Source organism: Rhodocista pekingensis, from assembly GCF_042665545.1.
Classification (GTDB): domain Bacteria; phylum Pseudomonadota; class Alphaproteobacteria; order Azospirillales; family Azospirillaceae; genus Rhodocista; species Rhodocista pekingensis.
This window is the reverse complement of sequence record NZ_JBHTCM010000012.1, coordinates 103,095-124,622: the sequence shown is the minus strand read 5'-3', so window position 1 is coordinate 124,622 and position 21,528 is coordinate 103,095. Positions and strand designations below refer to the sequence as shown.

Genomic DNA, 21,528 nt, shown 5'->3' with positions numbered 1-21,528 from the left:
CCACGTGCGCGTAGTGCCGGTTCGTCGTCTCGTACTCAACGTGCGCCGTCGAAATCGTGATGCCGCGCGCCTTCTCCTCAGGCGCCTTGTCGATCTGGTCGTACGCCGTGAACGTGGCTCCGCCCGTCTTCGCCAGCACCTTCGTGATCGCCGCCGTCAGCGACGTCTTGCCGTGGTCGACGTGACCGATCGTCCCGACATTGCAGTGCGGCTTCGTCCGCTCGAATTTTGCCTTCGCCATAGCCTTGTTCGCCCTTGCCTAAGGTGTGTTCCGACGGAGACGTATGACGTTCACGACTCTGGAGCGGGTGAGGGGAATCGAACCCCCGTCGTAAGCTTGGAAGGCTTCTGCTCTACCATTGAGCTACACCCGCCTGAACTCGTCCCAACAGGATTCCGACCCAGAACTCGTCCGAACAGTCACGCCGAACCCGGTGCCTGCGCGGAGCGGCGCGCCCATCCCATCGGTCTCCGATGAGATGGGGCGCGCCGGAATTGGTGGAAGGGGTAGGATTCGAACCTACGTACGCTGTCGCGGGCAGATTTACAGTCTGCTGCCTTTAACCACTCGGCCACCCTTCCGAAGGCCGCGCAACCGGCCGGGGCCGGAAACGGAGAAGCCGCACTATGCGAATAAAGTTCGGCGTGTCAACGGCAATCTCGCATGCCCCCCGAGCATCTGATACGGCTGGCAACAGCATTAAAGCTGGGCAAGGATGCGCCGCATGAAGAATACCCGAACCCCCTCCCGTTCCGGTCGGTCCGGGGGCCGCGCGCCCTCCCCCGGCCAGCCTGGCCGCCGCCCGTCCGGCGTCCGTTCCGACTCATCCGCCGATGCCGGCACGCCGGCGCGCCGGTCCGGCAAGCCCGCGGGTGCCGCCCCTGCCCGCCCCGCCAAGGAGCCGGCCCGCACGGGCGCGCCCGAACGCGGCCAGCGTCCGGCCGGCAAGCCCGCGCCCCGTCCGGCCGCCGAATCCGCCGCGGCACCCGGCGCCAGCGCCGGCGTGCGGCCCGGGGTCAACCGGCACAACCTGATCTACGGGCTGCATCCCGTCGCCGCGGCGTGGATCAACCCGGAGCGGCGCTGCCGCGGCCTCTATGTCACCGAATCGGCCCTGGCCGCGCTGGACGGCGCCGTGCAGCGCGCGGCGGAGCTGGGGCTGGAGCGACCGGACCCGACCTTCCTGGAGAAGGAGGAACTGGACAAGCTGCTGCCGCCCGGCGCCGTGCATCAGGGCGTGGCCCTGGACACGGCACCGCTGCCCGAGGTCGCGGTGGAGGATGTCTGCATCGCTGCCGAATCGGAGCCGCAGGCCCTGGTGATCGTGCTGGACCAGGTGACCGACCCGCACAATGTCGGCGCCATCATGCGCTCGGCCGCCGCTTTCGGGGCCCGGGCCGTCGTGGTGCAGGACCGCCATGCCCCGCCGGTCACGGGCGTGCTGGCGAAGACCGCCTCCGGCGCGGTGGACGCCGTGCCGCTGGTGCGGGTGACGAATCTGGCGCGCGCGCTGGACACGCTGAAGCAGGCCGGGTTCTGGACCGTCGGCCTGGACGAGAGCGGCGCCCGCCCCCTGCACGAGGTGGACCTGACCGGCCGCACGGCGCTGGTGCTGGGCTCCGAGGGCGAGGGGCTGCGACGGCTGACCGGGGAGCGCTGCGACGAGATCGCGCGGCTGCCCACCGGCGGCCCCGTCGGCAGCCTGAACGTCTCCAACGCCGCGGCTGTGGCGCTTTACGAGGTGGCGCGGCGACGCTAGTGTTGCCGCACCGGCCGGGGGCGTGCGACCAGACGCCGCCCCGGCCCCGCCACGACGCCGGCTTAGCTCAGCGGTAGAGCAACCGCCTTGTAAGCGGTAGGTCGTCAGTTCAATCCTGACAGCCGGCACCATGGTGCCCGCTCGGCCCCGGGTCGCTTGCCCCGGCCCCCGGGCGATCGGATCCTTTCCCGTCCCGAGTCGCTTCCGCACTCCCCCAGCCCGGCTGCCCCAGCCGGAGGCGGACCCGCAGTCCGGGCATCGCATCCTCCAGCGAGAGGGTGGCGCCATGCAGGCGCACGACCGCAGCCACGAGGCTGAGGCCGAGCCCGTGTCCAGCCGTGCCGCGGTGCGATTCGAGGCGCACGAACCGTTCCAGCACCCGATCATGCTGGTCCGGGGGAATGCCCGGCCCGGTATCGGACACCACCAGATCGCAGCCGTTCTGGCTCTCGCGCGCCGTGATCCGGATGCGGCCGCCGGCCGGCGTGTACTTCACGGCGTTGTCCACGAGATTGCTGAGCGCCTGGGCCAGGAGCTGACGGCTGCCGGCAACGACGGGCCGCCCCACCTTCTCCACCCCGAGATCGAGTCCCGCCGCCTCCGCCACCGGGCCGTAGAGGTCCGCGACCTCATGGACCAGGGCGGTCAGATCCACCGGAGCGAAGTCGCGCCGGGCGCCGCCGGCCTCCACCGCCGCGATGGCCAGGATGGCGCCGAAGATCTCCAGCAAGCGGTCGATCTCCGCCATGGTCTGATCCAGCAGCGCCTGATGTCCGGCCGGCAGGCCGGGCTCCGATGCGGCCAGCTCAAGCCGGGCCCGCAGCCGGGCCAGCGGGGTGCGCAGGTCGTGCGCGACATTGTCCGTCACCTCGCGCAGCTCACGCATCAGCCGCGCGATCTCGTCGAGCATGCGGTTGAGCTTGCCGGCCAGCCGGTCAAGCTCGTCGTCGGTGCCGGCCAGGGGCATGCGGTCGGAGAAGGCGCCCTCGGCGATCCGGTCGATGGCGGCGTTGATCGCCTCCACCCTGTCCGCCGCCCGGCGCCCGACCAGGGCGGCACCGGCAGCCCCGACCAGCACGGCCAGGAACACGGCCCTGAAGAAAGCGGAGAGGAGCTGGTCGCGCAGCAGGTAGCGCTCGGTCATGTCGTGCCCGACCAGCAGCGTTCCCCCGTCCGGCAACGGATCGGCGAAGGCGATGGCCGGGTGGGGCGCCGCCGAGTCGGAGGTCTGAGGGATCTCGAAGGAGAGCCAGCCCCGCCGCGCCTCGGGCGGCCAGTCGGCGAGGTTGCCCGCGGCGATGGTGCCGTCCGCGCCGGCCACGGCATAGATCATCGCCGTGCGGGGAACGTCGGCGCGCTCCTTCAGCAGCGCCAGCAGGGCCTCCCGCCCGCGCGACGCCCCGGCCTCGCGCAGCTCCCCCAGTTCCAGAAGGATGGTCTGCTCGGTGTGGCGCTGGATGAAGCCGGCGGTGAACCAGTGGACGACACCGAGCACCGCCCCCGTCGAGAAGACGAAGAGGACCAGATAGAAGCCCGCCAGCTTGAAGGCGGTGGTGCGCAGGACGTTAGCCCGGAGCACGGAGCACGTACCCGGCCCCGCGCACCGTATGAATCAGCGGTGCCGGGTGGTCCTTGTCGATCTTCTGGCGCAACCGGGCGATATGGACGTCGATGACGTTCGTCTGGGGATCGAAATGATAGTCCCAGACGCGCTCCAGCAGCATGGTGCGGGTCACGACATGGCCGGCGTTGCGCATCAGGAACTCCAGCAGCAGGAACTCCCGCGGCAGCAGGTCCACCGGCCGCCCGGCGCGGGAGACGCTCCGCGCCAGCAGGTCCATCTCCAGATCGGCCACCTGCAACCGAGTCACCGGCCCGCTGCCGCGGGCCCGTCGCTCCAGCGCGTCCAGGCGCGCGAGCAGCTCGGAGAAGGCGAAGGGCTTGGGCAGATAATCGTCAGCGCCGGCGCGCAGGCCCTTCACGCGGTCCTCCACGCTGGACAAGGCGCTCAGCACCAGGGCCGGGATACCGTTCCCGGTGGCGCGCAACACCTCCAGCACCGACAGCCCGTCGCGCCCGGGCAGCATCCGGTCCACCACCAGGGCGTCGTAGCTCTCGCTCGCCGCCAGGAACAGACCGTCCTTCCCCGTCGCCGCATGATCGACGACGTGGCCCGCCTCCTTCAGGCCCTTGGTCAGGTACTCCGCCGTGCCGGCGTCGTCTTCGATCACCAGGATCTTCATGGCGGCAAGCTACTCCAGGGCCGCGGGGCGAGAAAGCCCGTGGCGAAAGGACGACCGGGTGCCGGGACGGTACCCGGTCGTTGCGAGTCGTGGTGGGGCAATCGGCTTCAGCAGCCGAGCAGCGCAGCCCGTCGCGGTATCCGGACGGACCACACGGGCGGAAGCTAGCCCCAGGGAATGGCCGCGCCGATGGCACCTGGATGAAATTCCGTTCATGCCGGACCGGCACCGCCCGGGTGCCGACGGAAGCCACGGGTTCTGACAGGCATTTCATCGTGCCGCCATGAGGCGGTGGGCCCGGGACGGGCAGGCTGCCGCTACCCCGAACCGAGCGGAGAATCCCGCATGTACGTCGTCTGGATGGTCCTGGTGCTGGTCTGCGGCGCCCCGCTGGCCGGCTTTCTCTATTACTGCGTCTGGCAGGCCCTGGTCGAATGAGGCCCGCCGCTGTCGGCTGCGGTCCAGCCGTTCGCCCTGAACCGCGCCCCTTCCGGGGACGGCCCCTGACGCTCGAACGGCCGGGAGGCGTGACCCCATGCCCCTGATTCCCGCCCTCGCCGCGCTGCTGGCCGGCGTGCTGATTCTGGTCGTCGCCCTACGCGGCCTGCGTCCGCAGGCCCGCACCGAGGAGCGGCTCTATACCCTGGCCGCCGGCTTCTGGGCCGTGTTCGGCGCCGGCATCCACAACCTGTTCGGCGTCGCCCGGCTGGCGCCCGCCCTGGCACCCAAGGGGCCGCTGGCGACCAGCCTGTTCGGATTCGGCCTGCTGCTGCTGGCGATCGCCGCCGGCTGGCTGAGTCTGTCCGGCAGCGACTGAGCCGCCGCCCCGTCGCCGGCGGGCGACACGTCCACTCATCCGCGATGTGCCAAAGAAAACGGCCGGGCCCCTGTGAAGGACCCGGCCGCATCAACGAGACGGAGATGGTCGCGGCAGGCGACCGTCGCTCCGGTCAGCCCGCCTTCACGAGCTGCCAGAGACGTGCGAGGTCGGCCTGACCGTCCCCGCCCTTGACGGCCCCCAGGGTCTGCTTGGCGCGGGCAGCGTCGCCGGCCTTCAGATAGGCGATGCCGAGATGCAGGCGGGCGTCTTCCGGCTGCTTCAGTCCGCCCTTCTTCAGGCCCTTCTCGAACCAGACCGCGGCCTTCTGGTACTGGCCGTGGCCGGCATAGGCATCGCCCAGCCGGACCGCCGGACCGCCGGAGGCGGCGGCATCCACCTCCTTCTCGGAGGCCGCGAGGGTCTTCTGGTCATCGGCCGCCTGCTTCTCCGCCATGGCGAGCAGACGCTTGTGCCGCTCGGCATCCGCGCCGGTGCCCAGCAGGCCGGCGGCGAAGCCCTTGTTCAGAATCGCCTTGGCCTCGCCGGGGATGTTGTCGCCGAGGGCGAGCTGCGCCATCTCGACATAATCCTCGCCCCGGGTCAGCACGCCGGCGGCGAGCATCAGCCGGTAGACGTCCAGCGAGAGACGGTCCCGGTTGAAGCCGGGCTTCTTCTGCATGCGCAGGATGAGGTCCTGCCAGTACTCGGCCTTCGGATGGTAGCGGACCAGCTTCTCGACCGCCGCCACGTAGCCGGCCTCGTCCTTCTGCTTGACGGCGATGTTGGCGAGGAACTGGAGGCTCTGCTCGTCAATCGGCTGGCCGGCCTTCTCCTTGGCCGCGACCAGGGCGGTCAGCTCCTTGCCGGCGGTGGCGAAGTCGCCGGACAGGTAGAGCGCCTGGATCAGCAGGGTCCGCATGTCCTCGTTCGGGCCGGCCTCCTTGAGGAAGCGCTGCGTCCACGAAGCGGACCGGGCGTAGTCCTTGGCCTGATAGTAGAGCTGAGCGACCGCCTGCACGCGCTTGAGGCGGTCCTCCTCGGAGAGCTGGCCGGTGCCGATCACGGCCTCGAAGGCCTTGGCGGCGCCGCCCTGGTCGCCGGTCTTCATCAGGATGAAGCCCCGGGTCTCCTCCATCACGAAGGTCTCGTAGGGCGTCTTGTCGGCAACGCCGTCCGCCTCACGCACCTTGGCCAGGGCCTCCTTGTACTTCTTGGCCTTGACCAGTTCCTGCGCCGCCTTCAGGGGGTTGCCGATCTCCGCCCGGACGGTGGGACCGGCCGCCTCCTTCTTCGCGGACTCCTTGCCGGCCCGGTCGGCGGCATGGGCAGTGCCGGCACCGACGGTCAGGCCGCCCAGGGCGATGGCGCTGCCCAGGAAGGCGGCGGTGATGATCTGATGTCGCTTCATTGCAGTCTTCCGAAGGGCGATGGGTCCGGCGGGCAGGCCCGACCGGAGGGTCAGTCCAGGAACTGTTCGTTACCGACGATGCCGATCTTCGACACGCCCACGCGCTGGGCAGATGCCAGCACGGCGGCAACGTAGCGGTACTTCACCAGCTTGTTCGGGCGCAGATGCACCTCCGGCTGGGTCGGCATCGCCGCCACGGCCTGGAGCTTCGCCTCCAGCGTGGAACGGTCGGGCAGGACCTCCCCGGACCAGATCACGGTGCCGTCGAAATCCACTTCGATGGTGACGACCTGTGGCTGCTCCGTGACCGGCGGCGGGTTGCCCGCCGGCATGTCCAGCTTCACGGCGTGGGTCTGGATCGGGATGGTGATGATCAGCATCACCAGCAGGACCAGCATCACGTCGATCAGCGGCGTGGTGTTCATCTCGGGGGCGACTTCGCCGTCTTCGGGCGCTCCGCCCCCCCCAACATTCATGCCCATGGGTTGGTCCTTTCCGACGGGTCAGCGGGCCATGATGGCGCCGGCCGGAGGCTCGGTGATGAAGCCGATCTTGAAGATGCCGGCGCGCTGGCACGTGAGCACGACCTTGCCGACATATTCGTAGCGGGCCGACTGGTCGCCGCGGATGTGGATTTCGGGCTGCGGGTTCTTGACCGCGATCTCCTTCATCCGCTCGAACAGCTCGTTGTAGTCCGGGACGAGCTGGGCGTTCCAGTAGATGTTCCCGTCCACATCGACGGCGATGGTGATGTTCTCCGGCTTCGTGGTGGTGGGCTGGTTCATCTCCTTCGGCAGCTCCACGGGGACCGTCTGAATGGCCACCGGGATCGTGATCAGGAAGATGATCAGCAGCACCAGCATCACGTCGACGAGGGGTGTCGTGTTGATCGCCGACACCACCTCATCTTCGTCGCCGGACGGGGATCCGACGCTCATCCCCATGGTCAGGCGCTCCGGGCCATGTGCGAGCGGTGCGTCTGGGCGAGCAGGACAGCGTGCAGGTCGGCCGAGAAGGACCGCAGCGCATCGGTGCAGGCCTTGTTGCGGCGGACCAGCCAGTTGTAGCCGAGCACCGCCGGCACGGCGACGGCCAGACCGATGGCGGTCATGATCAGCGCTTCACCGACCGGACCGGCGACCTTGTCGATCGAGGCCTGACCGGAGAGGCCGATGGCGACCAGCGCGTGGTAGATGCCCCACACCGTACCGAACAGACCGACGAACGGAGCCGTGGAACCGACGGTGGCGAGGAAGGCCAGACCCTCCTGGAGGCGGCTCTGGGTGGTCTCGACCGTGCGCTGCAACGACATCGTCACCCAGGTGTGCAGATCGATCTGATCGGTCAGCGCGCCGTCATGGTGCTCGGCGGAACGCACGCCGCTCTCGACGATGCTGCGGAAGACGCTCTTGTCGCCCAGGCGCTTGGCACCCTCGGTGATGCTGCCGGCGGTCCAGAACTCCTTGCGCGCGACCTTGGCCTGACGCAGCAGGCGGGACTGCTCGAACAGCTTGGTCAGCATGATGTACCAGGTGCCCATGGACATGATGATCATGGCCACGAGCGTGCCCTTCGAGACGAAGTCGCCCTGGGCCCACAGAGCGGAGAGGCCGTAGGGGTTCTCGACCTCGGTAACCTGGCCCGGCAGGCCGACCGGCGGCGCGGCCTCGCCCGGAGCGGCAGCATCCGCACCGGCCTCGGGCGGCGTGGCGCCGTCAACGGGGGCGGCGGCATCGGCGGTCGGGGTCGCGGTGTCGACGGCGGGAGCCGCGACATCGGCCGGAGCGGCCGGGGGAGCGGCTTCGGCCGGCGCCGGCGCCGGCGCGGCCGTCTCCGCCGGGGCGGCGGCCTTCTTCGCGGCGAAAGCGGGGACGGTGGTGCCGGCGAGGATACCGGCGATCAGGGCGGTTGCCGCCACGGCGCGGCTGACTTTGCTCGACATGATGGGTCCTGTGCTCATGGATGGGGGGTATCGGCGTCGGCGCGTCAGCGCGCGTCCTCAAGCCGCCAGGTGTATTTGAAGAGGAACCAGCTTCCTTCCGGCTTGCCGTCCGCGGTGCCGGGCTTGCACTTCCAGCGGCCGCGCTTGGCCTCCTTCAGCGTGGCGTCGTCCAGCCGCGGGTGGCCGCTGCTGGTCTGCACCTCGGCCTCGGTGATCCGGCCGTTCTCGGCACAGAACAGGCGCAGCACGGTGCTGCCCTCCTCCTCCAGCCTGACGGACATGGCCGGATATTCGGGCCGGGTGAAGGAGCGCGCATCCGGCTTCGCAGCCTCCCGCTTGGGTTCGGTGAACCGGGTCGGGGGCGGCGGCATCTCCTTGGGCTTCTCCGTCGTGGTAGCGACGATGGCCTGGGTCTGCGGCGGCGGCTGGGCGACCTGGATCTCCGGCGGCGGGATGTAGGGCGGCGGCGGCGTGTCGAAGGTCGGCGGCGGCGGGGGCGGCGGCGGCTCGTCCGGCAGCTCCGGCTTCAGCTCCTCGATGATCTCCGTCTTGATCGGCGCCGCCACGATCTCCACGGCCTTGCGGGCCAGGCCGGTGACCAGGGCGTAGACGAGCAGGATGTGAAGGACGATCACGAAGCCGATGCCGATCAGCCGGCCGCGCGGGTCCGCTTCGGGCGGCCTGTAGACGTCAAGGGACATGGGGTGACTCTGCTTGCCTTGAGTTGGGTCGGCGAGGCAGTCCAAGGCCGGCCGCGTCCCCCTGCCTCGAAACGGGCCGGGTACGGACGGCAGTTGCGCACGGAATGCCGGTTCGAAAGGGGCGACCAAGCGCATGCCCGTCCGGGAGCACCCTCTCAGGGCACCGGGTCCGAGGACGATGGTCGGGGATCAGGCCGGCGGAAGGTGGTTCCCGCGCGGCAAGTGGCCCTCAGGCCGGAAGGGCGGGCGGACCGGTCGGGCAGCGCCCGGCGGCCTGCGGCCGGTTGGCGGGCCGGAGCCACGCAGCCGGCGAGGGCCGCGAGGCGCGGAAGGACCCTGCGGAGAATGCCGCGATGAAGAGGAAGAAGGCGACAAGAGCCACGCCGATGGAGCCGTCTCCCGGCCCCCCTTCGCGCTCGCGCTTCACCTCGGTTTCGACCCGCGGGGCCCGCGGATCGACGGAGCGGAACTTCTCCAACGCACTCGGCATACCGTCTTCGAGCGCGATGACGACGGTGTCGTGGGTTGCCGCCGCGGATGCCCAGCCGTCCGCAAGGGCGGAGGAGGATCGCCCCTCAACCAGCGTCAGGCAGAAGATAAATGCGAGGAGCCCGTGGGCCCAGCGCCGCAGCATCGCGTAACAATCCTGCAAAAGACCGAAAAAGTCCGTCCCGCCCCATAGCTGCCATCTTTTTCGCCCCTGCGACAACTGTGCAATTCGAGGGCTAAGGGCCGGAGCAATGCGGGCTTTGCATACCATGAAATGGATGGGCTGCGGCCAAGGCATTGGTTCCTCGTCCGGCATGGTTGCTGTCCGGACAGGGGAGAATGATCCGTTCCAGACGCGACGACAGGATATCCGCGACCGCAGCGCACCCGGCGCCCCGGCGACCTGCCGGTGGGATGCCCTGTCCGGAGGCACCGTTGCGTCGGGGCCGGTTCTGCGCGATGGTCCCGGCGCGGGCCGGCGCGACCGGCCCCTGTGGGAGTCGACGAGAGTGTTGCCGAGCCCGCCGCCCCGGTTGCGGTTCTGTGCCCGGATTGTTTCCGGACTGCTGCTCTGTATCGCCATCGTGCTCGGCGGCGGGCTGTCCCGCCCCGGTGGTGCGCTGGAGTCGCTGCGCCATGCCCTGTCCGCATGGCCGACCGGAAGCGACGGGCTGCTGGCCACCCCCGTCGCGGTTCCCAAGGCGATCGACCCCGCCGGCCGCCCCGATCTGACGGCCAAGCGCCTGCCACGGCCCGACAGCGGTCCCGGCCCCCTGCCGCCGTTCCTGACGGCGGCCGGCCTCCGTCTCCCCTTGCCGCGTCGGGAGCGCCCGGCGCGGGCGCCGCGCCCCCGTCCCGTCCCGCCCCGTCGTCCCCTCCCCTCCGGCCTCTGCCCGACCGGCCCGCCGCTCCGCGGCTGAGCCCGGGAGCGGCCGCGCGCAGCGTGCCGCCGTTCCCCTGGCCGTTCCGGTCCCGTCCCCGGGACCGGCGGCGGTCCGACACGTCTGCGCCCTGCGGCCCCCGGGTCCGCGCGTCGCCCCGTGTCCGGCCGATCCCTGCCATTCGAGGAAAGAGCATGAGTCTCGGCATCTGGGAGATGACCGTCATCCTTCTGGTCGTCCTGCTGATCTTCGGCACCGGCAAGCTGCCGGCGGCGATGGGCGACCTCGCCAAGGGCCTGAAGGCCTTCAAACGCGAACTCGGCCGGTCGGCCGACTCCGCCCCCCCTCCGGCCCGGCGGGAGGCGGAATGATGCTCCAGCTCCAGATCTATCTCGCCGCCCACCTGCTGTTCGCCGTCGGGCTGCTGGTCGCGGCCGTGGTGCGCCTGCGCCAGCCACAGGCCGGTCTTGTCGAATGGGGCAACGACGCGCTGCTGATCGGCGCCCTCTTCACCCTGGCGATCGTCGCCGTTCCCTTCCTGGGCTGAAGCGCCAAGACCTGTTCGCAGTCGCGCAAGTAAAGTACCGCGCCTTGACGGGGGGATGGGCGCCGTGACTGGGGTCGCGGCGTCCTTCCCCCCGTAATGGCAGGCCCGCAGAAAGACCTCGCTCACCGGAACGGTACAGTGCAGTAACAAAACTCCCCTTCCGGGCATCCCGGGCCCGGCGTAGATTCCGGGCCAGAACTGCGGATCGGTGTCGGTTGCGTCCGGCGGGTTCCCCCCGGCCGGCCCCCGAAACGTCCCCATCCTGCCATCCCCACCGCGGTCCGGACCCGTCTGTCCTGGCCGCCCCGAGGTCCGCGCCCATGAGCGTCCAGCCGATCGATCCCCCCATGTCCCGCCCGCTGCCCGGCAGGAGCGCCCCTCCCACGCCGCGGCGGCCACGGCACTGGCTGCGCTGGGGCGTCGCCGCGCTGGTGCTGGCCGGTGCGGCCGGGGTCGCCGTCCTGGTCCTGTCCGGTGACGGCGGCAAGGCCCCGCCCGCACCGCCGGCCCCGACCGGCAACAGCTCCGGCCTGACCGTGACGACCGCCCCGGTGCAGTCCATGGTGATGACCCGCCGCCTGATGGTCACCGGATCGCTGGCGGCCTGGGACGAGCTGCCGATCGGCACCTCGACCAGCGGTCTCGCCATCGTCCAGGTGCTGGTGGACGAGGGCGACAAGGTGAAGGCCGGGCAGGTCCTGGCCCGTTTCGACGACAGCGTGCTGCGCGCCGACCTGATGCAGAAGGAGGCGGCGTTGAAGGAGGCGGAAGCCCTGTCAGCCGAGGCGAAGGCCAACGTCCGCCGTGCCGAGGAACTGTCCAAGAGCAACGCCGTCAGCGCCCGTGAACTGGACAGCCGCCGCGCCACCGCCGCCACCGCCGCGGCGCGGGTCGGTGTCGCGCAGGCGAACCGGGAGCAGGCGCTGGCCCGACTCCAGCAGACGGAGATCAAGGCTCCGGCCGACGGCACCGTATCCCTGCGCAACGCGCGCCTGGGCGCGGTCATGTCGGCCGGCGGCACGGAGCTGTTCCGCCTGATCCGCGACGACCGGATCGAGCTGGCCGCCGACGTGCCGGAGCTGGACCTGGTCGGCCTCACCCCCGGGCAGAAGGTGCTGCTGTCCGTCAACGGCAGCGCCGGAGCGCCCCATGAGGGCAAGGTACGGCTGGTGGCCCCGACCGTCGATCCCAAGACCCGCATGGGCACCGTCAAGATCGACGTCGCCGCATCGCCCGACCTGCGGCCGGGCATGTTCGTCACCGGGATGGTGCAGCTCGGCAGCATGACCGCGCCGACCGTCCCGGAGAACGCCCTCGTCTACAAGGACGCCCGGCCGCTCGTCTTCGTGCTGGGTGACGGCAACACGGCCGAGATGCGCCCGGTGGAGACCGGTGCCCGCGAGAACGGACAGATCGCCCTGCTCAAGGGCGTCACCCCCGGAGAGACGGTGGTGGTGGCCGGCGCCGGCTACCTCAAGGACGGCGATACCGTCACCGTGGCGGACAGGATGCCCGACGTGCCGGTGGCGCCGCTGCCGGCGCAGAACTGAGCCAGGCCCGGAACCCGAGAGCGCAAGGCGACCCCCCATGAGCCGCGGCAACATTTCGGCGGTGGCGATCCGCCACCCGGTCCCGCCCATCGTCCTGTTCATGATCCTGATCTTCGCGGGCATCGTCAGTTTCCTGACGATGGACGTGGCGCAGGACCCGGACATCGACTTCCCCGTCGTCAATGTCTCCGTCTCCCGCCCCGGCGCGGCCCCGTCGGAGCTGGAGACCCAGGTCACCAAGAAGGTCGAGGACGCCGTCGCCAGCATCACCGGGATCGACAAGATCTCCTCCACGGTGACGGACGGCAGCACCAACACGACGATCGAGTTCAAGATCGGCTACGACACCGACCGCGCCGTCAACGACGTGCGCGACGCCGTCAGCCGCATCCGGTCCGACCTGCCGCAGGACATCTACGAACCCCAGGTCCGTCGGCTGGACGTCACCGGCGACGCCATCCTCTACTACTCCGTCGCCTCGCAGGTGCGGTCGGTGGAGGAGCTGTCCTGGCTGGTGGACAACGAGATCACCCGCGCCATCCAGCGGGTGCGCGGGGTGGGCGAGATCGAGCGGCGCGGCGGCCTGGAACGCGAGATCAAGGTCAAGCTGGACCCGGTCCGGCTGATGGCGCTGGGCGTCACGGCGGACGAGGTCAACGCCCAGCTCCGCTCCCTGAACGTGGACCTGCCCGGCGGCCGCGGCAATGTCGGCGCCAGCGAGCAGGCCATCCGGACCCTGGGAGCGGCACACACGGTCGAGGACCTGCGCAACACAGAGATCGCCATCTCCGGCGGGCGCAAGGTCCGGCTGAGCGAGCTGGGCGAGGTGGTGGACGGCACCACCGAGATGCGCTCCATCGCGCGCCTGAACGGGGAGCCGGCCGTCACCTTCGCCATCAAGCGGGCCCCCGGCTCCAGCGAGGTGACGGTCGCGGACGGCATCGCCGAGGTGATCGAGCAGCTCAAGAAGGAACATCCCGACGTCCGTTTCGAGCTGATCATCGACCTCGTGAAGTTCACCCGCGCCTCCTTCATGGCCTCCATCGAAGCGCTGATCATCGGCGCGGCGCTGGCCGTGGCGGTGGTGTGGTGGTTCCTGCGCGACGCCCGGGCGACGATGATCTCGGCGCTGGCGATGCCGCTCTCCACCATCCCGACCTTCCTGGCGATGCAGTGGCTGGGCTTCTCGCTGAACGGGATCACGCTGCTGGCGCTGGCGCTGGTGGTCGGCATCCTGGTCGATGACGCCATCGTCGAGATCGAGAACATCGTCCGTCACATCCGCATGGGCAAACGCCCCTACGCCGCCGCCATGGAGGCGGCGGACGAGATCGGGCTGGCGGTCGTGGCGACCACCATGACCATCGTCGTGGTGTTCCTGCCGGTCAGCTTCATGCCCGGCATCCCGGGACAGTTCTTCAAGAGCTTCGGCATCACGGTCGCCGTGTCGGTGCTGTTCAGCCTGGCCGTGGCGCGCCTGATCACCCCGATGATGGCCGCCTACCTGCTGAAGCCGCACCAGGGGGCGGAGCACGGCCCCGGCCCCTGGTCGCACCGGTATCTGGGCCTGCTGGACTGGTGCCTGCGCAACCGCTGGAAAACGGCGGGCCTGACGGGGCTGATCTTCGTCGGCTCGGTGCTGCCGATCCTGTTGATCCCCAGCACCTTCGTCCCGAACCAGGACATCGGCTTCTCCATCCTGTCGGTGGAACTGCCGCCCGGGGCCACGCTGGCGGAGACGGATGCCGCCGTCCAGCGCGCCGGCGGCCTGCTGAAGGACCGCCCCGAGGTGGCGGGTGTCTGGACCAGTGCGGGCCGTGGCGGCCAGGTGCGCCAGGCCCAGATCATCGTCATGCTGAAGGACGCCGCCGAGCGCGAGCTTTCCCAGAAGGAGTTCGAGACGGAGGTGCAGCCGCTGTTCGCCCAGGTACCGGGGGCCCGTGTCTACTTCCAGGCGCAGGGACCCGGCGGCGGCGGACGCGACATCTCCATCGCGCTGACCGGCAACGACGGCGAGCAGCTCGACCGCCATGCCGAGACGGTTGCAGCGGAGCTGCGGACCCTGCCCTTCGTCGCCAACGTGACGACGACGGCGGCGCTGCAACGGCCGGAAATCCTGATCAGGCCGCTGTTCGACCGCGCCGCCGAACAGGGCGTCTCCGTCGCCGCCATCGGCCAGGTGGCCCGCATCGCCACGCTGGGCGACATCGACAGCAACACCGCCAAGTTCAACCTGGGCGACCGCCAGATCCCGATCCGGGTGCAGCTCGCCCCGGAATACCGCGCGGATCTGGAGATGATCGAGAACCTCCGGGTCCGCACCTCCAGCGGCACGACGGTGCCGCTGAAGTCGGTCGCCGAGATCGGGCTGGGCTCCGGCCCGGTGCAGATCCAGCGCTACGACCGGGCGCGGCGCGTCTCCGTCCAGGCCGACCTGCGCGGCATGGAATTCGGCGATGCGATGCGGATCATCAACGCCCTGCCCTCACTGGCACATCTCCCGCCCGGCATCTCCAAGCCGCCGGTCGGCGGTGCCGAGCAGATGGCGATCCTGTTCCAGGGCTTCGCCGTGGCGCTGGGCACCGCCCTGGCCCTGATCGTCGCCGTGCTGCTGCTGCTGTTCCGCAACTTCTTCCAGCCGCCGACGATCCTGATGGCGCTGCCGCTCTCGCTGGGCGGAGCGCTGGGAGCGCTGCTGATCTGCGGCATGAGCATCAGCCTGTCCTCGCTGATCGGCATCCTGATGCTGATGGGGATCGTGACGAAGAACTCGATCCTCCTGGTCGAGTACGCCATCGTCTCGATCCGCGACCACGGCCTGGACCGGCACGCCGCCCTGCTGGACGCCGGTGCCAAGCGCGCCCGGCCGATCATCATGACGTCGATCGCCATGATCGCCGGCATGGCCCCCATCGCCATCGGCTGGGGCGCCGATACGGAGTTCCGCCAGCCCATGGCGGTGGCCGTGATCGGTGGCCTGATCACCTCCACCCTGCTGTCGCTGATCGTCGTCCCCGTCGCCTTCACCTTCATGGACGACCTGCAACACAGGATCGGCCCCCTGTTCAGCCGCTTCCTCACGCCGAAGGAGGAACCCGAGCTGCCACGCCTGCGGCCGGTCGGCGGCGACGACTGAGCAGCGACCGCGTCACGGCCGAACCGGTCCCGATGCCCCGCCGCGTCCGAGCGCCCGGCGGGGCATCGTTTTTCCGCCCTGCCCGATCTGTCCCGCCCCTTCCGGTCCGGTGCGGCTTCCCCGCCGGAGGGCGGCCGAAGAGGGGCGGAATCGCCGCCTGGGCGGACGTTAACCCGCCCGACCGGCAGGGCCGTCATCACCGGCACGTCTTCCGGCGACGGCCATGGCTCTAATCGGCAGGCACGCGCGCCGCGGCCGCCCGTCGCACCGTTCACCGCTATCCGAACCGCCCGGATCCCACGCCTCGGCTTACTCCGGGCACTCCGGGCGCAGAGCGGATTCATGCCGTTTTTCTTACGGCTTCGACCGATGCGGCATGGCCGTGGACGGGAGCCCGTCCCACGATCGCCGCAGCAAGGAGGTGCGGATGAGCCGGTATTCCAGCGACTATGTCACCGCGACGGATGTGGCGGCGGCCGTGTACCGGCGCCATTGCAGCCTGGGTGCCGACACGGTCAGCGCCTTCACCGCCGCCGTCGAGACCTACCGCCGTTTCGCCCCCCGCCTGTCGCGGCGGGAGGCGGCCCGCGCCATCGCCGCGGGCCTGTGGTCGGAGCGTGCCGCCCCCGGCGGCTCCGACCCCTGCCACCTCGGCCCGCCGTCCCTGCCCTGCTGAGATAGAGGTTCCTTTCCGGTCGCCCGCCCGCGGGGCGGACTCGCTCTCTTCCCTTCGCACGGGCCTTGTGCGATTCTGAAAGGAATATCCCCTATCTCTTGGGGAGACGGTGCGGCCGGCCCCGCTCCCGGGAGGGGAGTTCCCGGCGGAACGGCCGCGGCGGCAGAGGCGGGACTGGGGGCGGACATGGCCATCCGAGTGCGCGAGGACTATCGCGGCCTGACCGGGCCGGAGAAGGCGGCCATCCTGATGCTGGCGCTGGGCGAGGAGCACGCCAGCAAGCTGTTCTCGCTGATGGGCGACGACGAGATCAAGGAACTGTCGCAGACGATGGCCAACCTGGGCACCGTCAGCGCCAACCTGGTCGAGCGCCTGTTCGTGGAGTTCGCGGAGCAGATCTCCTCCACCGGCTCGCTGGTCGGCACCTTCGACAGCACCGAGCGCCTGCTGCTGAAGGTGATGTCGAAGGACAAGGTCGACTCCATCATGGAGGAGATCCGCGGTCCTGCCGGCCGCACCATGTGGGACAAGCTCGCCAACGTGAACGAGCAGGTGCTGGCGAACTACCTGAAGAACGAATACCCGCAGACCGTCGCGGTCGTGCTCTCCAAGATCAAGCCCGACCATTCCTCCCGCGTGCTGGCGCTGCTGCCCGAAAGCTTCGCCATGGAGGTCATCATGCGCATGCTGCGCATGGAGGCGGTGCAGAAGGAGGTCATCGACGACATCGAGCGCACCCTGCGCACGGAATTCATGTCGAACCTCGCCCGCACCAACCGCCGCGACGCGCACGAGATGATGGCGGAGATCTTCAACAGCCTGGACCGCAACACGGAAAGCCGCTTCCTCGCCGCCCTGGAGGAACGCAACCGCGACAGCGCGGAGCGTATCCGGGCGCTGATGTTCACCTTCGAGGATCTGAGCAAGCTGGACCCCAGCGGCATCCAGACCCTGCTGCGCAGCGTGGACAAGCAGAAGCTGGCGACGGCGCTGAAGGGCGCCTCGGAGACGCTGAAGGACATGTTCTTCACCAACATGTCCGAACGCGCCGCCAAGATCATGCGCGAGGACATGGCCGCCATGGGGCCGGTGCGCCTGCGCGACGTGGACGAGGCGCAGATGTACATGGTGCAGATCGCCAAGGACATGGCCGCCCGCGGGGAGATCGTCATCGCGTCGGGCAAGGGCGAGGACGAACTGGTCTACTGACGGCCGGCGCCGCGGCCGTCAGCGGTTGCGCCGCGAGCCGCCCTTCTGGATCACGTAGGGCTCGCCGCCCAGGTCATAGCCGATGGCGCTGGCCGGCACCTCGTTGAAGGAGCGGGCCATGGTCCAGTCGCCGTCGGGCCGGTAGTGCCAGAGGTTGCGGCTCTCCACGTAATAGACGGCGCTGGTGCGGAAGGTGAAGAAGCCGTCCTGCTCCAGCGAGACGGTCAGCACCATCTCGGTGTCTGCCGCATCGGGCAGCGCCCGCACGGCGTCCAGACCCAGCCCGGCCAGCACCGCGGAGATGCCCCAGGGGAACTTGTCGGCGACCCAGGTCCCCACCGCCGCCCCCGACGCCAGCACCGTCAGCGGTCCCGGCACGGTATGCACCGGATCGGAGCCGGGCGAGCGTGGCACGATCAGCACATCCACCCCGACCGAGGTCACGTCGGGCCGCGGATCGAGCGCTACCGGATGGCCGCGGTCCACGAATTCCGTCTGCATGGCGCCCAGGAAGGCGTCGGCGAACAGGCTGCCGTCGTTGCGCATCATGTAGACAGCGACCGGGCCCTTCTTGCCCGTCTTCTCCTCCAGATAGGCAGAAACTGCCCAGGCGGCGTCGCGGGCCACGATCTGCCAGTGCGCCGCCGAGTTCAGCAGGGGTTGCGGCTCGGCCAGCATGCCCACCGCGACCGGGCGGGTGCCGCAGCCGGGCAGGCCGAGCAGGGCCGCGAGCAGCAGCGAGGGGACAAGGGCGGAGCGGACGGCGGGGGAGAAGCGGTGGCGGATCGGCATGGCGGGTCCCGGTCGGTGCGTCTGGAACGCTGACCGGACCCAAGCAAGGCGCGTGCCGACCGGACCGCCGCCACGGCGCCAGGGGCCGTGCCTCAGCCGGTGATGGCGCCGGGGCCGCGCAGCCGCCCGGCCAGGGCCGACGCCTCGGCGATCCGGGACGCGGGAAGCGCCAGCAGGCGGGGCGTGATCTCCGCCGATTCCAGCAGGCACTGACGGTCGAACAGCTCCCGGAGCCGGACATAGTCCGCGCGCCAGCCCGGCGCCTCGTCCGCCTGGGCGCCGAGCAGGGAACCGCAGAGCACCTCCACCTGCCCGTGGAGGGCCGCGATGTCCGCTGACGGCGCGTCCGGCAGCAGCGGGGCCACCGCCTCGCGCAGCATCGCGCCATGCGCCCGCCAGAGCCGGAGCATCCGCTCCAGCGGGATGCCCCGTTCCTCGGGGCCGTACGGCCTTATGGCGCAAACGCCACCAGACCGGAACGGGCTGGTCGGGCCGCAGCTTAGGAGGCTGAGCCATGCTCGCTAACCCCTTTGCGCCGAACTATGGTGACAACGCTACAGCCAGCGATTACCGTAGGTTCATGGAAAGCGGAACGCCATATCTTGTCCTGAAGCTTGACACGACGGACCCCATAGAGATTGGGGATTTCGTTGCGTCGTTCACTGCGCTTGCCAGCCAGTATGAAAAATTCATCCGCGCACACCATCCGGATTTGGCGCCTGATGTAAGTATCTATGTAAAGGAGGTGCGCGCCGGATGCATAGAGGCTGAGTTTATCCCTTGGGCCATCATGGGTGTAGCCACCCTAATTGGCGTGATGGATAAAATACTTATTCTAGAAGACTTTATTAAGCGGTGGGGCAAACGCTTGAGCCCTTATTGGAGCGGAGAGGGGCGCGACGAAGAGGCGACCAAATCCGACATTTCAGACTGGATGGGGCAGGTCGCGTCTATCGCCAAGGACCCGGACGCCAGCGCAAGGCTGTCTTGTGTCACCTATGAAAAAGACGAGCGCAAGGAAAGGCTAGCGCTTGAATTTGATACCACTCAGGCCAGAAATGCCCTTGATGGTCTCAGGAGGCACAAGAAAGCGCTTGAGCATGTCGGGGGCGCCGATTATGAAAAGGTACTTATGGTATTTCAGCAATCAAACACAAAGGACGCTGCGCCCGGAAAGCGAACTTCGGAGCGCGTTGTAATCAACAAGATCACCTCAAAAGACTTGCCACTGATCTACGTTTCAGATGTGGCCGCAGAGCGTATCAAGTTCGAGATTCGAGAGGCTTCGGACAACATTTATAGGAAGGGTTTTTGGGTCGATGTGAATGTGGAAACGCGCCCGAACGGGACTCCCATTGCGTTTAGGATAACCGGATACCACGGCATGGCTTCCCTCGACAACGAAGACTAATCTTCCGCTACATGCAGGGTCTTGCACCCCACCGCCTCTAGGCACTGTAAGAAAAATACCGCTGTAAACTTTCCCCTGGCGACCTTGTTCCGAATGTTCACCGATGTATCGTGAACTCCGAGCGCGGCCAGCCTTTCCGTAAGCTGGTCATAGGTCACACCCCGCTTCGTCATCTCAGCTTTCAGCAGCCGTTTGGTGTAAGCGGCCCATTCCTCTTCCGTGCGCATCGTGCATCTCCAAAATCGGTGCAGATGCCATCGTATACGTTACGATTGCCATTGACAACGTTACCCGCATGCCATCATATACGTTACGTGAGTAACGCAAACGATGGCAAACGCAATGGCCCAGCACTTCCTGCTTTCCGCCGCCTCCCGCACGATCAGCCTGAAGGCCGTGCTGAGGATGGACAATGCCGAGGCATGGGCCACCTTCCGCCGGCTGCGCTGGCCCGAGACGCAGGGCGAACCCGTCTGCCCCCATTGCGGCGGCTGCATCTGCTATGACGTGGCTCGCGGCGGCTCGCCCCGGTATCGGTGCCGTGCGTGCCGGCGGGACTTCTCGCCCACGTCCGGGACGCTGTTCGCCTACCACAAGCTCCACGTCCGGGATTACCTTGCGGCCATCGTCATCTTCGTGAACGCGGTGAAGGGCATCAGCTCCTTGCAGCTCGCCCGGGACCTGGGCGTGTCCGCGAAGGCTGCCTGGGTGCTGGGGCACAAGCTCCGGGAGGCGATGGCTTCCGAGATGAAGGGCGCGATGGTCGGCGGGGCCGGCGCCGTGGTCGAGGTGGACGGCTGCTATGTCGGCGGGCACATCCGGCCCGAGAACCGGAAGGAGGATCGCAAGGACCGTCGCCTTGCCCAGCACCAGACCGGCAAGCGCCGCGTCGTCGTGGCGGTTCGGGAGCGCGACGGCCGCACGCTGACCAGCGTGTTCCGCTCCGAGGAAGAAAGCGCGGCCTTCATCCGCGCCCGCGTGGAGCGGGGCAGCACCATCCATGCCGACGAAGCCGCATCCTGGGATGACCTGCGCGCCCGCTACGCCATGAAGCGGATCAACCACAAGGAAGCCTTCTCCTTCGCGGACGCCTGCACCAATCAGGCGGAGAGCTTCTTTGCTCGCCTGCGCCGGGCGGAGTGGGGCCAGCACCACCACATCAGCGGCCTGTACCTGCACCGCTACGCTGCCGAGATGGCGTGGCGGGAGGATCACCGCCGGGACGCGAACGGGACGCTGTTCAGCCGGCTGGTGGCCCGCGTTGCCGCCTGCGCTCAGTCGGTGGACTTCACCGGGCGGTGGCAGCGGCGCGCGGGTTGATGTGGTTTCAGGAGCGCACACCCATCATTATCCCGCCCCTTCACGGCTTCACCCGCCAGACCACGGCATTCCCGGTCCCAAGCAGTTCCAGGACGCCTTTCTGGCGCAGCCGGCGCATGGATTGTCGGACGTGCTCCCGGAACGTCTCCCGTTGCCGTGCGGTGGGCAGTTGCAGCCCCCGCCGCGTGGCGATGATGTCGGCCACGGCCGCAGCGGACATGGGCTCCGACGCCTCCCGTAGAATGTCCAGCGCATCGTTCGCCAGAGAGCCGCGCCGGGTGACTGTCTCCCGCTTCACCACGGGGCAGATGTCTTCCTCCGGCTCACCCTGATAGCCGAACGCCTTCAACAGCCGGTCAACGGCTGCCAGGTCGTGCGCGATGGCGTCCATGCGCTGGCGGAGCTTGGACAACTCGCCCGCCATCTCCGCCCGCTTGGTCAGCAGCCCCGATATGAGGTAGGTGTCTCCCATGCTCATGAAGGTATCGGGAGAGCGGGCCGGCACCTAGGCTGACGCTGGTGGCGTTTGCGCCATAAGGCCGGGGCCGTACTGGACGCTGTTGCCGACCAGGGCCAGCAGCTCGCGCCCGGCCCCGTGGTCCGCCTCGATCTGTTCCGCGATCATGCCTGCCCGCTCTCCCGG

Annotated in this window: 24 protein-coding genes and 3 tRNA genes; 12 read left to right on the top strand and 15 right to left on the bottom strand. The window is 69.0% G+C overall.

Annotation, left to right across the window (positions count from 1 at the left end; all coding sequences use genetic code 11):
- From ACFQPS_RS13600 to ACFQPS_RS13590, 3 genes are all read right to left on the bottom strand, one after another.
- On the bottom strand, positions 1-241 hold a 241-nt coding region (locus ACFQPS_RS13600; protein WP_377359773.1), incomplete at its 3' end, for a GTP-binding protein.
- Positions 242-300: 59 nt separating this feature from the next.
- A tRNA-Gly gene (locus ACFQPS_RS13595) sits at positions 301-374 on the bottom strand.
- Positions 375-496: 122 nt separating this feature from the next.
- Positions 497-582, bottom strand: a tRNA-Tyr gene (locus tag ACFQPS_RS13590).
- 143 nt (positions 583-725) lie between these two features.
- Here ACFQPS_RS13590 and rlmB point away from each other — a divergent pair.
- A complete protein-coding gene (gene rlmB / locus ACFQPS_RS13585) occupies positions 726-1,760 on the top strand; it encodes a 23S rRNA (guanosine(2251)-2'-O)-methyltransferase RlmB (protein ID WP_377359772.1) in 1,035 nt (344 codons plus the stop codon).
- A gap of 56 nt (positions 1,761-1,816) precedes the next feature.
- Positions 1,817-1,891, top strand: a tRNA-Thr gene (locus ACFQPS_RS13580).
- Here the strand turns inward: ACFQPS_RS13580 and ACFQPS_RS13575 are convergent.
- A complete protein-coding gene (locus ACFQPS_RS13575) occupies positions 1,870-3,339 on the bottom strand; it encodes a sensor histidine kinase (protein WP_377359771.1) in 1,470 nt (489 codons plus the stop codon). The two genes, ACFQPS_RS13580 and ACFQPS_RS13575, sit on opposite strands and share 22 nt — an antisense overlap.
- Positions 3,326-4,003, bottom strand: coding sequence for a winged helix-turn-helix domain-containing protein (locus ACFQPS_RS13570; RefSeq protein ID WP_377359770.1), 678 nt, complete (start codon positions 4,001-4,003; stop codon positions 3,326-3,328). Before ACFQPS_RS13570 ends, ACFQPS_RS13575 begins: the two co-directional genes overlap by 14 nt.
- A gap of 535 nt (positions 4,004-4,538) precedes the next feature.
- Here ACFQPS_RS13570 and ACFQPS_RS13565 point away from each other — a divergent pair.
- Positions 4,539-4,820: a hypothetical protein gene (locus ACFQPS_RS13565; RefSeq protein WP_377359769.1), complete on the top strand. Its 282-nt coding sequence runs from the start codon at positions 4,539-4,541 to the stop codon at positions 4,818-4,820.
- Positions 4,821-4,953: 133 nt separating this feature from the next.
- On the opposite strand, the gene ACFQPS_RS13560 is transcribed toward ACFQPS_RS13565, so the two are convergent.
- From ACFQPS_RS13560 to ACFQPS_RS13535, 6 genes are all read right to left on the bottom strand, one after another.
- Positions 4,954-6,231 carry a hypothetical protein gene (locus ACFQPS_RS13560; RefSeq protein WP_377359768.1) on the bottom strand — a complete coding sequence of 426 codons (1,278 nt, stop codon included), beginning with the start codon at positions 6,229-6,231 and terminating at the stop codon, positions 4,954-4,956.
- 50 nt (positions 6,232-6,281) lie between these two features.
- On the bottom strand, positions 6,282-6,656 hold the full coding sequence (locus ACFQPS_RS13555; protein ID WP_417715205.1) for an ExbD/TolR family protein: 375 nt from the start codon (positions 6,654-6,656) through the stop codon (positions 6,282-6,284).
- Between the two features lie 78 nt (positions 6,657-6,734).
- Positions 6,735-7,169, bottom strand: a complete 435-nt coding sequence (locus tag ACFQPS_RS13550) for an ExbD/TolR family protein (protein ID WP_417715204.1) — start codon at positions 7,167-7,169, stop codon at positions 6,735-6,737.
- Positions 7,170-7,177: 8 nt separating this feature from the next.
- Positions 7,178-8,173 (bottom strand): MotA/TolQ/ExbB proton channel family protein, encoded by a 996-nt coding sequence (locus ACFQPS_RS13545; protein ID WP_377359766.1) that lies wholly within the window; start codon positions 8,171-8,173, stop codon positions 7,178-7,180.
- A gap of 44 nt (positions 8,174-8,217) precedes the next feature.
- The gene (locus ACFQPS_RS13540) at positions 8,218-8,874 is read right to left on the bottom strand and encodes an energy transducer TonB (RefSeq protein ID WP_377359765.1); all 657 of its coding nucleotides are present in this window, start codon (positions 8,872-8,874) and stop codon (positions 8,218-8,220) included.
- Positions 8,875-9,103: 229 nt separating this feature from the next.
- Positions 9,104-9,508 (bottom strand): hypothetical protein, encoded by a 405-nt coding sequence (locus ACFQPS_RS13535; RefSeq protein WP_377359764.1) that lies wholly within the window; start codon positions 9,506-9,508, stop codon positions 9,104-9,106.
- Between the two features lie 364 nt (positions 9,509-9,872).
- Here ACFQPS_RS13535 and ACFQPS_RS13530 point away from each other — a divergent pair, with 364 nt between their 5' ends.
- The 7 genes from ACFQPS_RS13530 to fliG all read left to right on the top strand — a co-directional run bounded on the left by ACFQPS_RS13530 (position 9,873) and on the right by fliG (position 17,362).
- Entirely contained in the window at positions 9,873-10,283 is a 411-nt protein-coding gene (locus ACFQPS_RS13530; RefSeq protein WP_377359763.1) for a hypothetical protein, read from the top strand.
- A gap of 155 nt (positions 10,284-10,438) precedes the next feature.
- On the top strand, positions 10,439-10,615 hold the full coding sequence (gene tatA / locus ACFQPS_RS13525) for a twin-arginine translocase TatA/TatE family subunit (RefSeq protein WP_377359762.1): 177 nt from the start codon (positions 10,439-10,441) through the stop codon (positions 10,613-10,615).
- The gene (locus ACFQPS_RS13520; RefSeq protein WP_377359761.1) at positions 10,612-10,791 is read left to right on the top strand and encodes a hypothetical protein; all 180 of its coding nucleotides are present in this window, start codon (positions 10,612-10,614) and stop codon (positions 10,789-10,791) included. Before tatA ends, ACFQPS_RS13520 begins: the two co-directional genes overlap by 4 nt.
- 320 nt (positions 10,792-11,111) lie before the next feature.
- Entirely contained in the window at positions 11,112-12,341 is a 1,230-nt protein-coding gene (locus ACFQPS_RS13515) for an efflux RND transporter periplasmic adaptor subunit (protein ID WP_377359760.1), read from the top strand.
- Between the two features lie 37 nt (positions 12,342-12,378).
- On the top strand, positions 12,379-15,477 hold the full coding sequence (locus tag ACFQPS_RS13510; RefSeq protein ID WP_377359759.1) for an efflux RND transporter permease subunit: 3,099 nt from the start codon (positions 12,379-12,381) through the stop codon (positions 15,475-15,477).
- Between the two features lie 427 nt (positions 15,478-15,904).
- Positions 15,905-16,153, top strand: a complete 249-nt coding sequence (locus ACFQPS_RS13505; protein WP_377359758.1) for a hypothetical protein — start codon at positions 15,905-15,907, stop codon at positions 16,151-16,153.
- A 186-nt stretch (positions 16,154-16,339) separates the two neighbouring features.
- Positions 16,340-17,362, top strand: a complete 1,023-nt coding sequence (gene fliG, locus ACFQPS_RS13500; protein ID WP_012565899.1) for a flagellar motor switch protein FliG — start codon at positions 16,340-16,342, stop codon at positions 17,360-17,362.
- An 18-nt stretch (positions 17,363-17,380) separates the two neighbouring features.
- Here the strand turns inward: fliG and ACFQPS_RS13495 are convergent, their stop codons facing one another.
- The gene (locus ACFQPS_RS13495; RefSeq protein ID WP_377359757.1) at positions 17,381-18,154 is read right to left on the bottom strand and encodes a hypothetical protein; all 774 of its coding nucleotides are present in this window, start codon (positions 18,152-18,154) and stop codon (positions 17,381-17,383) included.
- 92 nt (positions 18,155-18,246) lie between these two features.
- Positions 18,247-18,564, bottom strand: coding sequence for a hypothetical protein (locus ACFQPS_RS13490; protein WP_377359756.1), 318 nt, complete (start codon positions 18,562-18,564; stop codon positions 18,247-18,249).
- A 104-nt stretch (positions 18,565-18,668) separates the two neighbouring features.
- Here ACFQPS_RS13490 and ACFQPS_RS13485 point away from each other — a divergent pair, with 104 nt between their 5' ends.
- Positions 18,669-19,565: a hypothetical protein gene (locus ACFQPS_RS13485; RefSeq protein ID WP_377359755.1), complete on the top strand. Its 897-nt coding sequence runs from the start codon at positions 18,669-18,671 to the stop codon at positions 19,563-19,565.
- Here the strand turns inward: ACFQPS_RS13485 and ACFQPS_RS13480 are convergent.
- The gene (locus tag ACFQPS_RS13480; protein WP_377359754.1) at positions 19,562-19,792 is read right to left on the bottom strand and encodes a DUF6471 domain-containing protein; all 231 of its coding nucleotides are present in this window, start codon (positions 19,790-19,792) and stop codon (positions 19,562-19,564) included. The two genes, ACFQPS_RS13485 and ACFQPS_RS13480, sit on opposite strands and share 4 nt — an antisense overlap.
- A 115-nt stretch (positions 19,793-19,907) precedes the next feature.
- Between ACFQPS_RS13480 and ACFQPS_RS13475 the strand changes: the two genes are divergently transcribed.
- Positions 19,908-20,885: an IS1595 family transposase gene (locus ACFQPS_RS13475; RefSeq protein WP_377359753.1), complete on the top strand. Its 978-nt coding sequence runs from the start codon at positions 19,908-19,910 to the stop codon at positions 20,883-20,885.
- 40 nt (positions 20,886-20,925) lie between these two features.
- On the opposite strand, the gene ACFQPS_RS13470 is transcribed toward ACFQPS_RS13475, so the two are convergent.
- Positions 20,926-21,363, bottom strand: coding sequence for a hypothetical protein (locus ACFQPS_RS13470; protein ID WP_377359752.1), 438 nt, complete (start codon positions 21,361-21,363; stop codon positions 20,926-20,928).
- Positions 21,364-21,528: the final 165 nt, after the last annotated feature.

Coding starts and splice junctions, on each gene's coding strand:
- tatA (WP_377359762.1), top strand. CDS start 10,439: ATGAGTCTCGGCATCTGGGAGATGACCGTCATCCTTCTGGTCGTCCTG.
- ACFQPS_RS13495 (WP_377359757.1), bottom strand. CDS start 18,154: ATGCCGATCCGCCACCGCTTCTCCCCCGCCGTCCGCTCCGCCCTTGTC.
- ACFQPS_RS13515 (WP_377359760.1), top strand. CDS start 11,112: ATGAGCGTCCAGCCGATCGATCCCCCCATGTCCCGCCCGCTGCCCGGC.
- ACFQPS_RS13570 (WP_377359770.1), bottom strand. CDS start 4,003: ATGAAGATCCTGGTGATCGAAGACGACGCCGGCACGGCGGAGTACCTG.
- ACFQPS_RS13545 (WP_377359766.1), bottom strand. CDS start 8,173: ATGTCGAGCAAAGTCAGCCGCGCCGTGGCGGCAACCGCCCTGATCGCC.
- ACFQPS_RS13480 (WP_377359754.1), bottom strand. CDS start 19,792: ATGCGCACGGAAGAGGAATGGGCCGCTTACACCAAACGGCTGCTGAAA.
- ACFQPS_RS13560 (WP_377359768.1), bottom strand. CDS start 6,231: ATGAAGCGACATCAGATCATCACCGCCGCCTTCCTGGGCAGCGCCATC.
- fliG (WP_012565899.1), top strand. CDS start 16,340: ATGGCCATCCGAGTGCGCGAGGACTATCGCGGCCTGACCGGGCCGGAG.
- ACFQPS_RS13555 (WP_417715205.1), bottom strand. CDS start 6,656: ATGAACACCACGCCGCTGATCGACGTGATGCTGGTCCTGCTGGTGATG.
- rlmB (WP_377359772.1), top strand. CDS start 726: ATGAAGAATACCCGAACCCCCTCCCGTTCCGGTCGGTCCGGGGGCCGC.
- ACFQPS_RS13510 (WP_377359759.1), top strand. CDS start 12,379: ATGAGCCGCGGCAACATTTCGGCGGTGGCGATCCGCCACCCGGTCCCG.
- ACFQPS_RS13540 (WP_377359765.1), bottom strand. CDS start 8,874: ATGTCCCTTGACGTCTACAGGCCGCCCGAAGCGGACCCGCGCGGCCGG.
- ACFQPS_RS13485 (WP_377359755.1), top strand. CDS start 18,669: ATGCTCGCTAACCCCTTTGCGCCGAACTATGGTGACAACGCTACAGCC.
- ACFQPS_RS13535 (WP_377359764.1), bottom strand. CDS start 9,508: ATGCTGCGGCGCTGGGCCCACGGGCTCCTCGCATTTATCTTCTGCCTG.
- ACFQPS_RS13475 (WP_377359753.1), top strand. CDS start 19,908: ATGGCCCAGCACTTCCTGCTTTCCGCCGCCTCCCGCACGATCAGCCTG.
- ACFQPS_RS13565 (WP_377359769.1), top strand. CDS start 4,539: ATGCCCCTGATTCCCGCCCTCGCCGCGCTGCTGGCCGGCGTGCTGATT.
- ACFQPS_RS13490 (WP_377359756.1), bottom strand. CDS start 18,564: ATGCTCCGGCTCTGGCGGGCGCATGGCGCGATGCTGCGCGAGGCGGTG.
- ACFQPS_RS13505 (WP_377359758.1), top strand. CDS start 15,905: ATGAGCCGGTATTCCAGCGACTATGTCACCGCGACGGATGTGGCGGCG.
- ACFQPS_RS13550 (WP_417715204.1), bottom strand. CDS start 7,169: ATGAGCGTCGGATCCCCGTCCGGCGACGAAGATGAGGTGGTGTCGGCG.
- ACFQPS_RS13520 (WP_377359761.1), top strand. CDS start 10,612: ATGATGCTCCAGCTCCAGATCTATCTCGCCGCCCACCTGCTGTTCGCC.
- ACFQPS_RS13470 (WP_377359752.1), bottom strand. CDS start 21,363: ATGAGCATGGGAGACACCTACCTCATATCGGGGCTGCTGACCAAGCGG.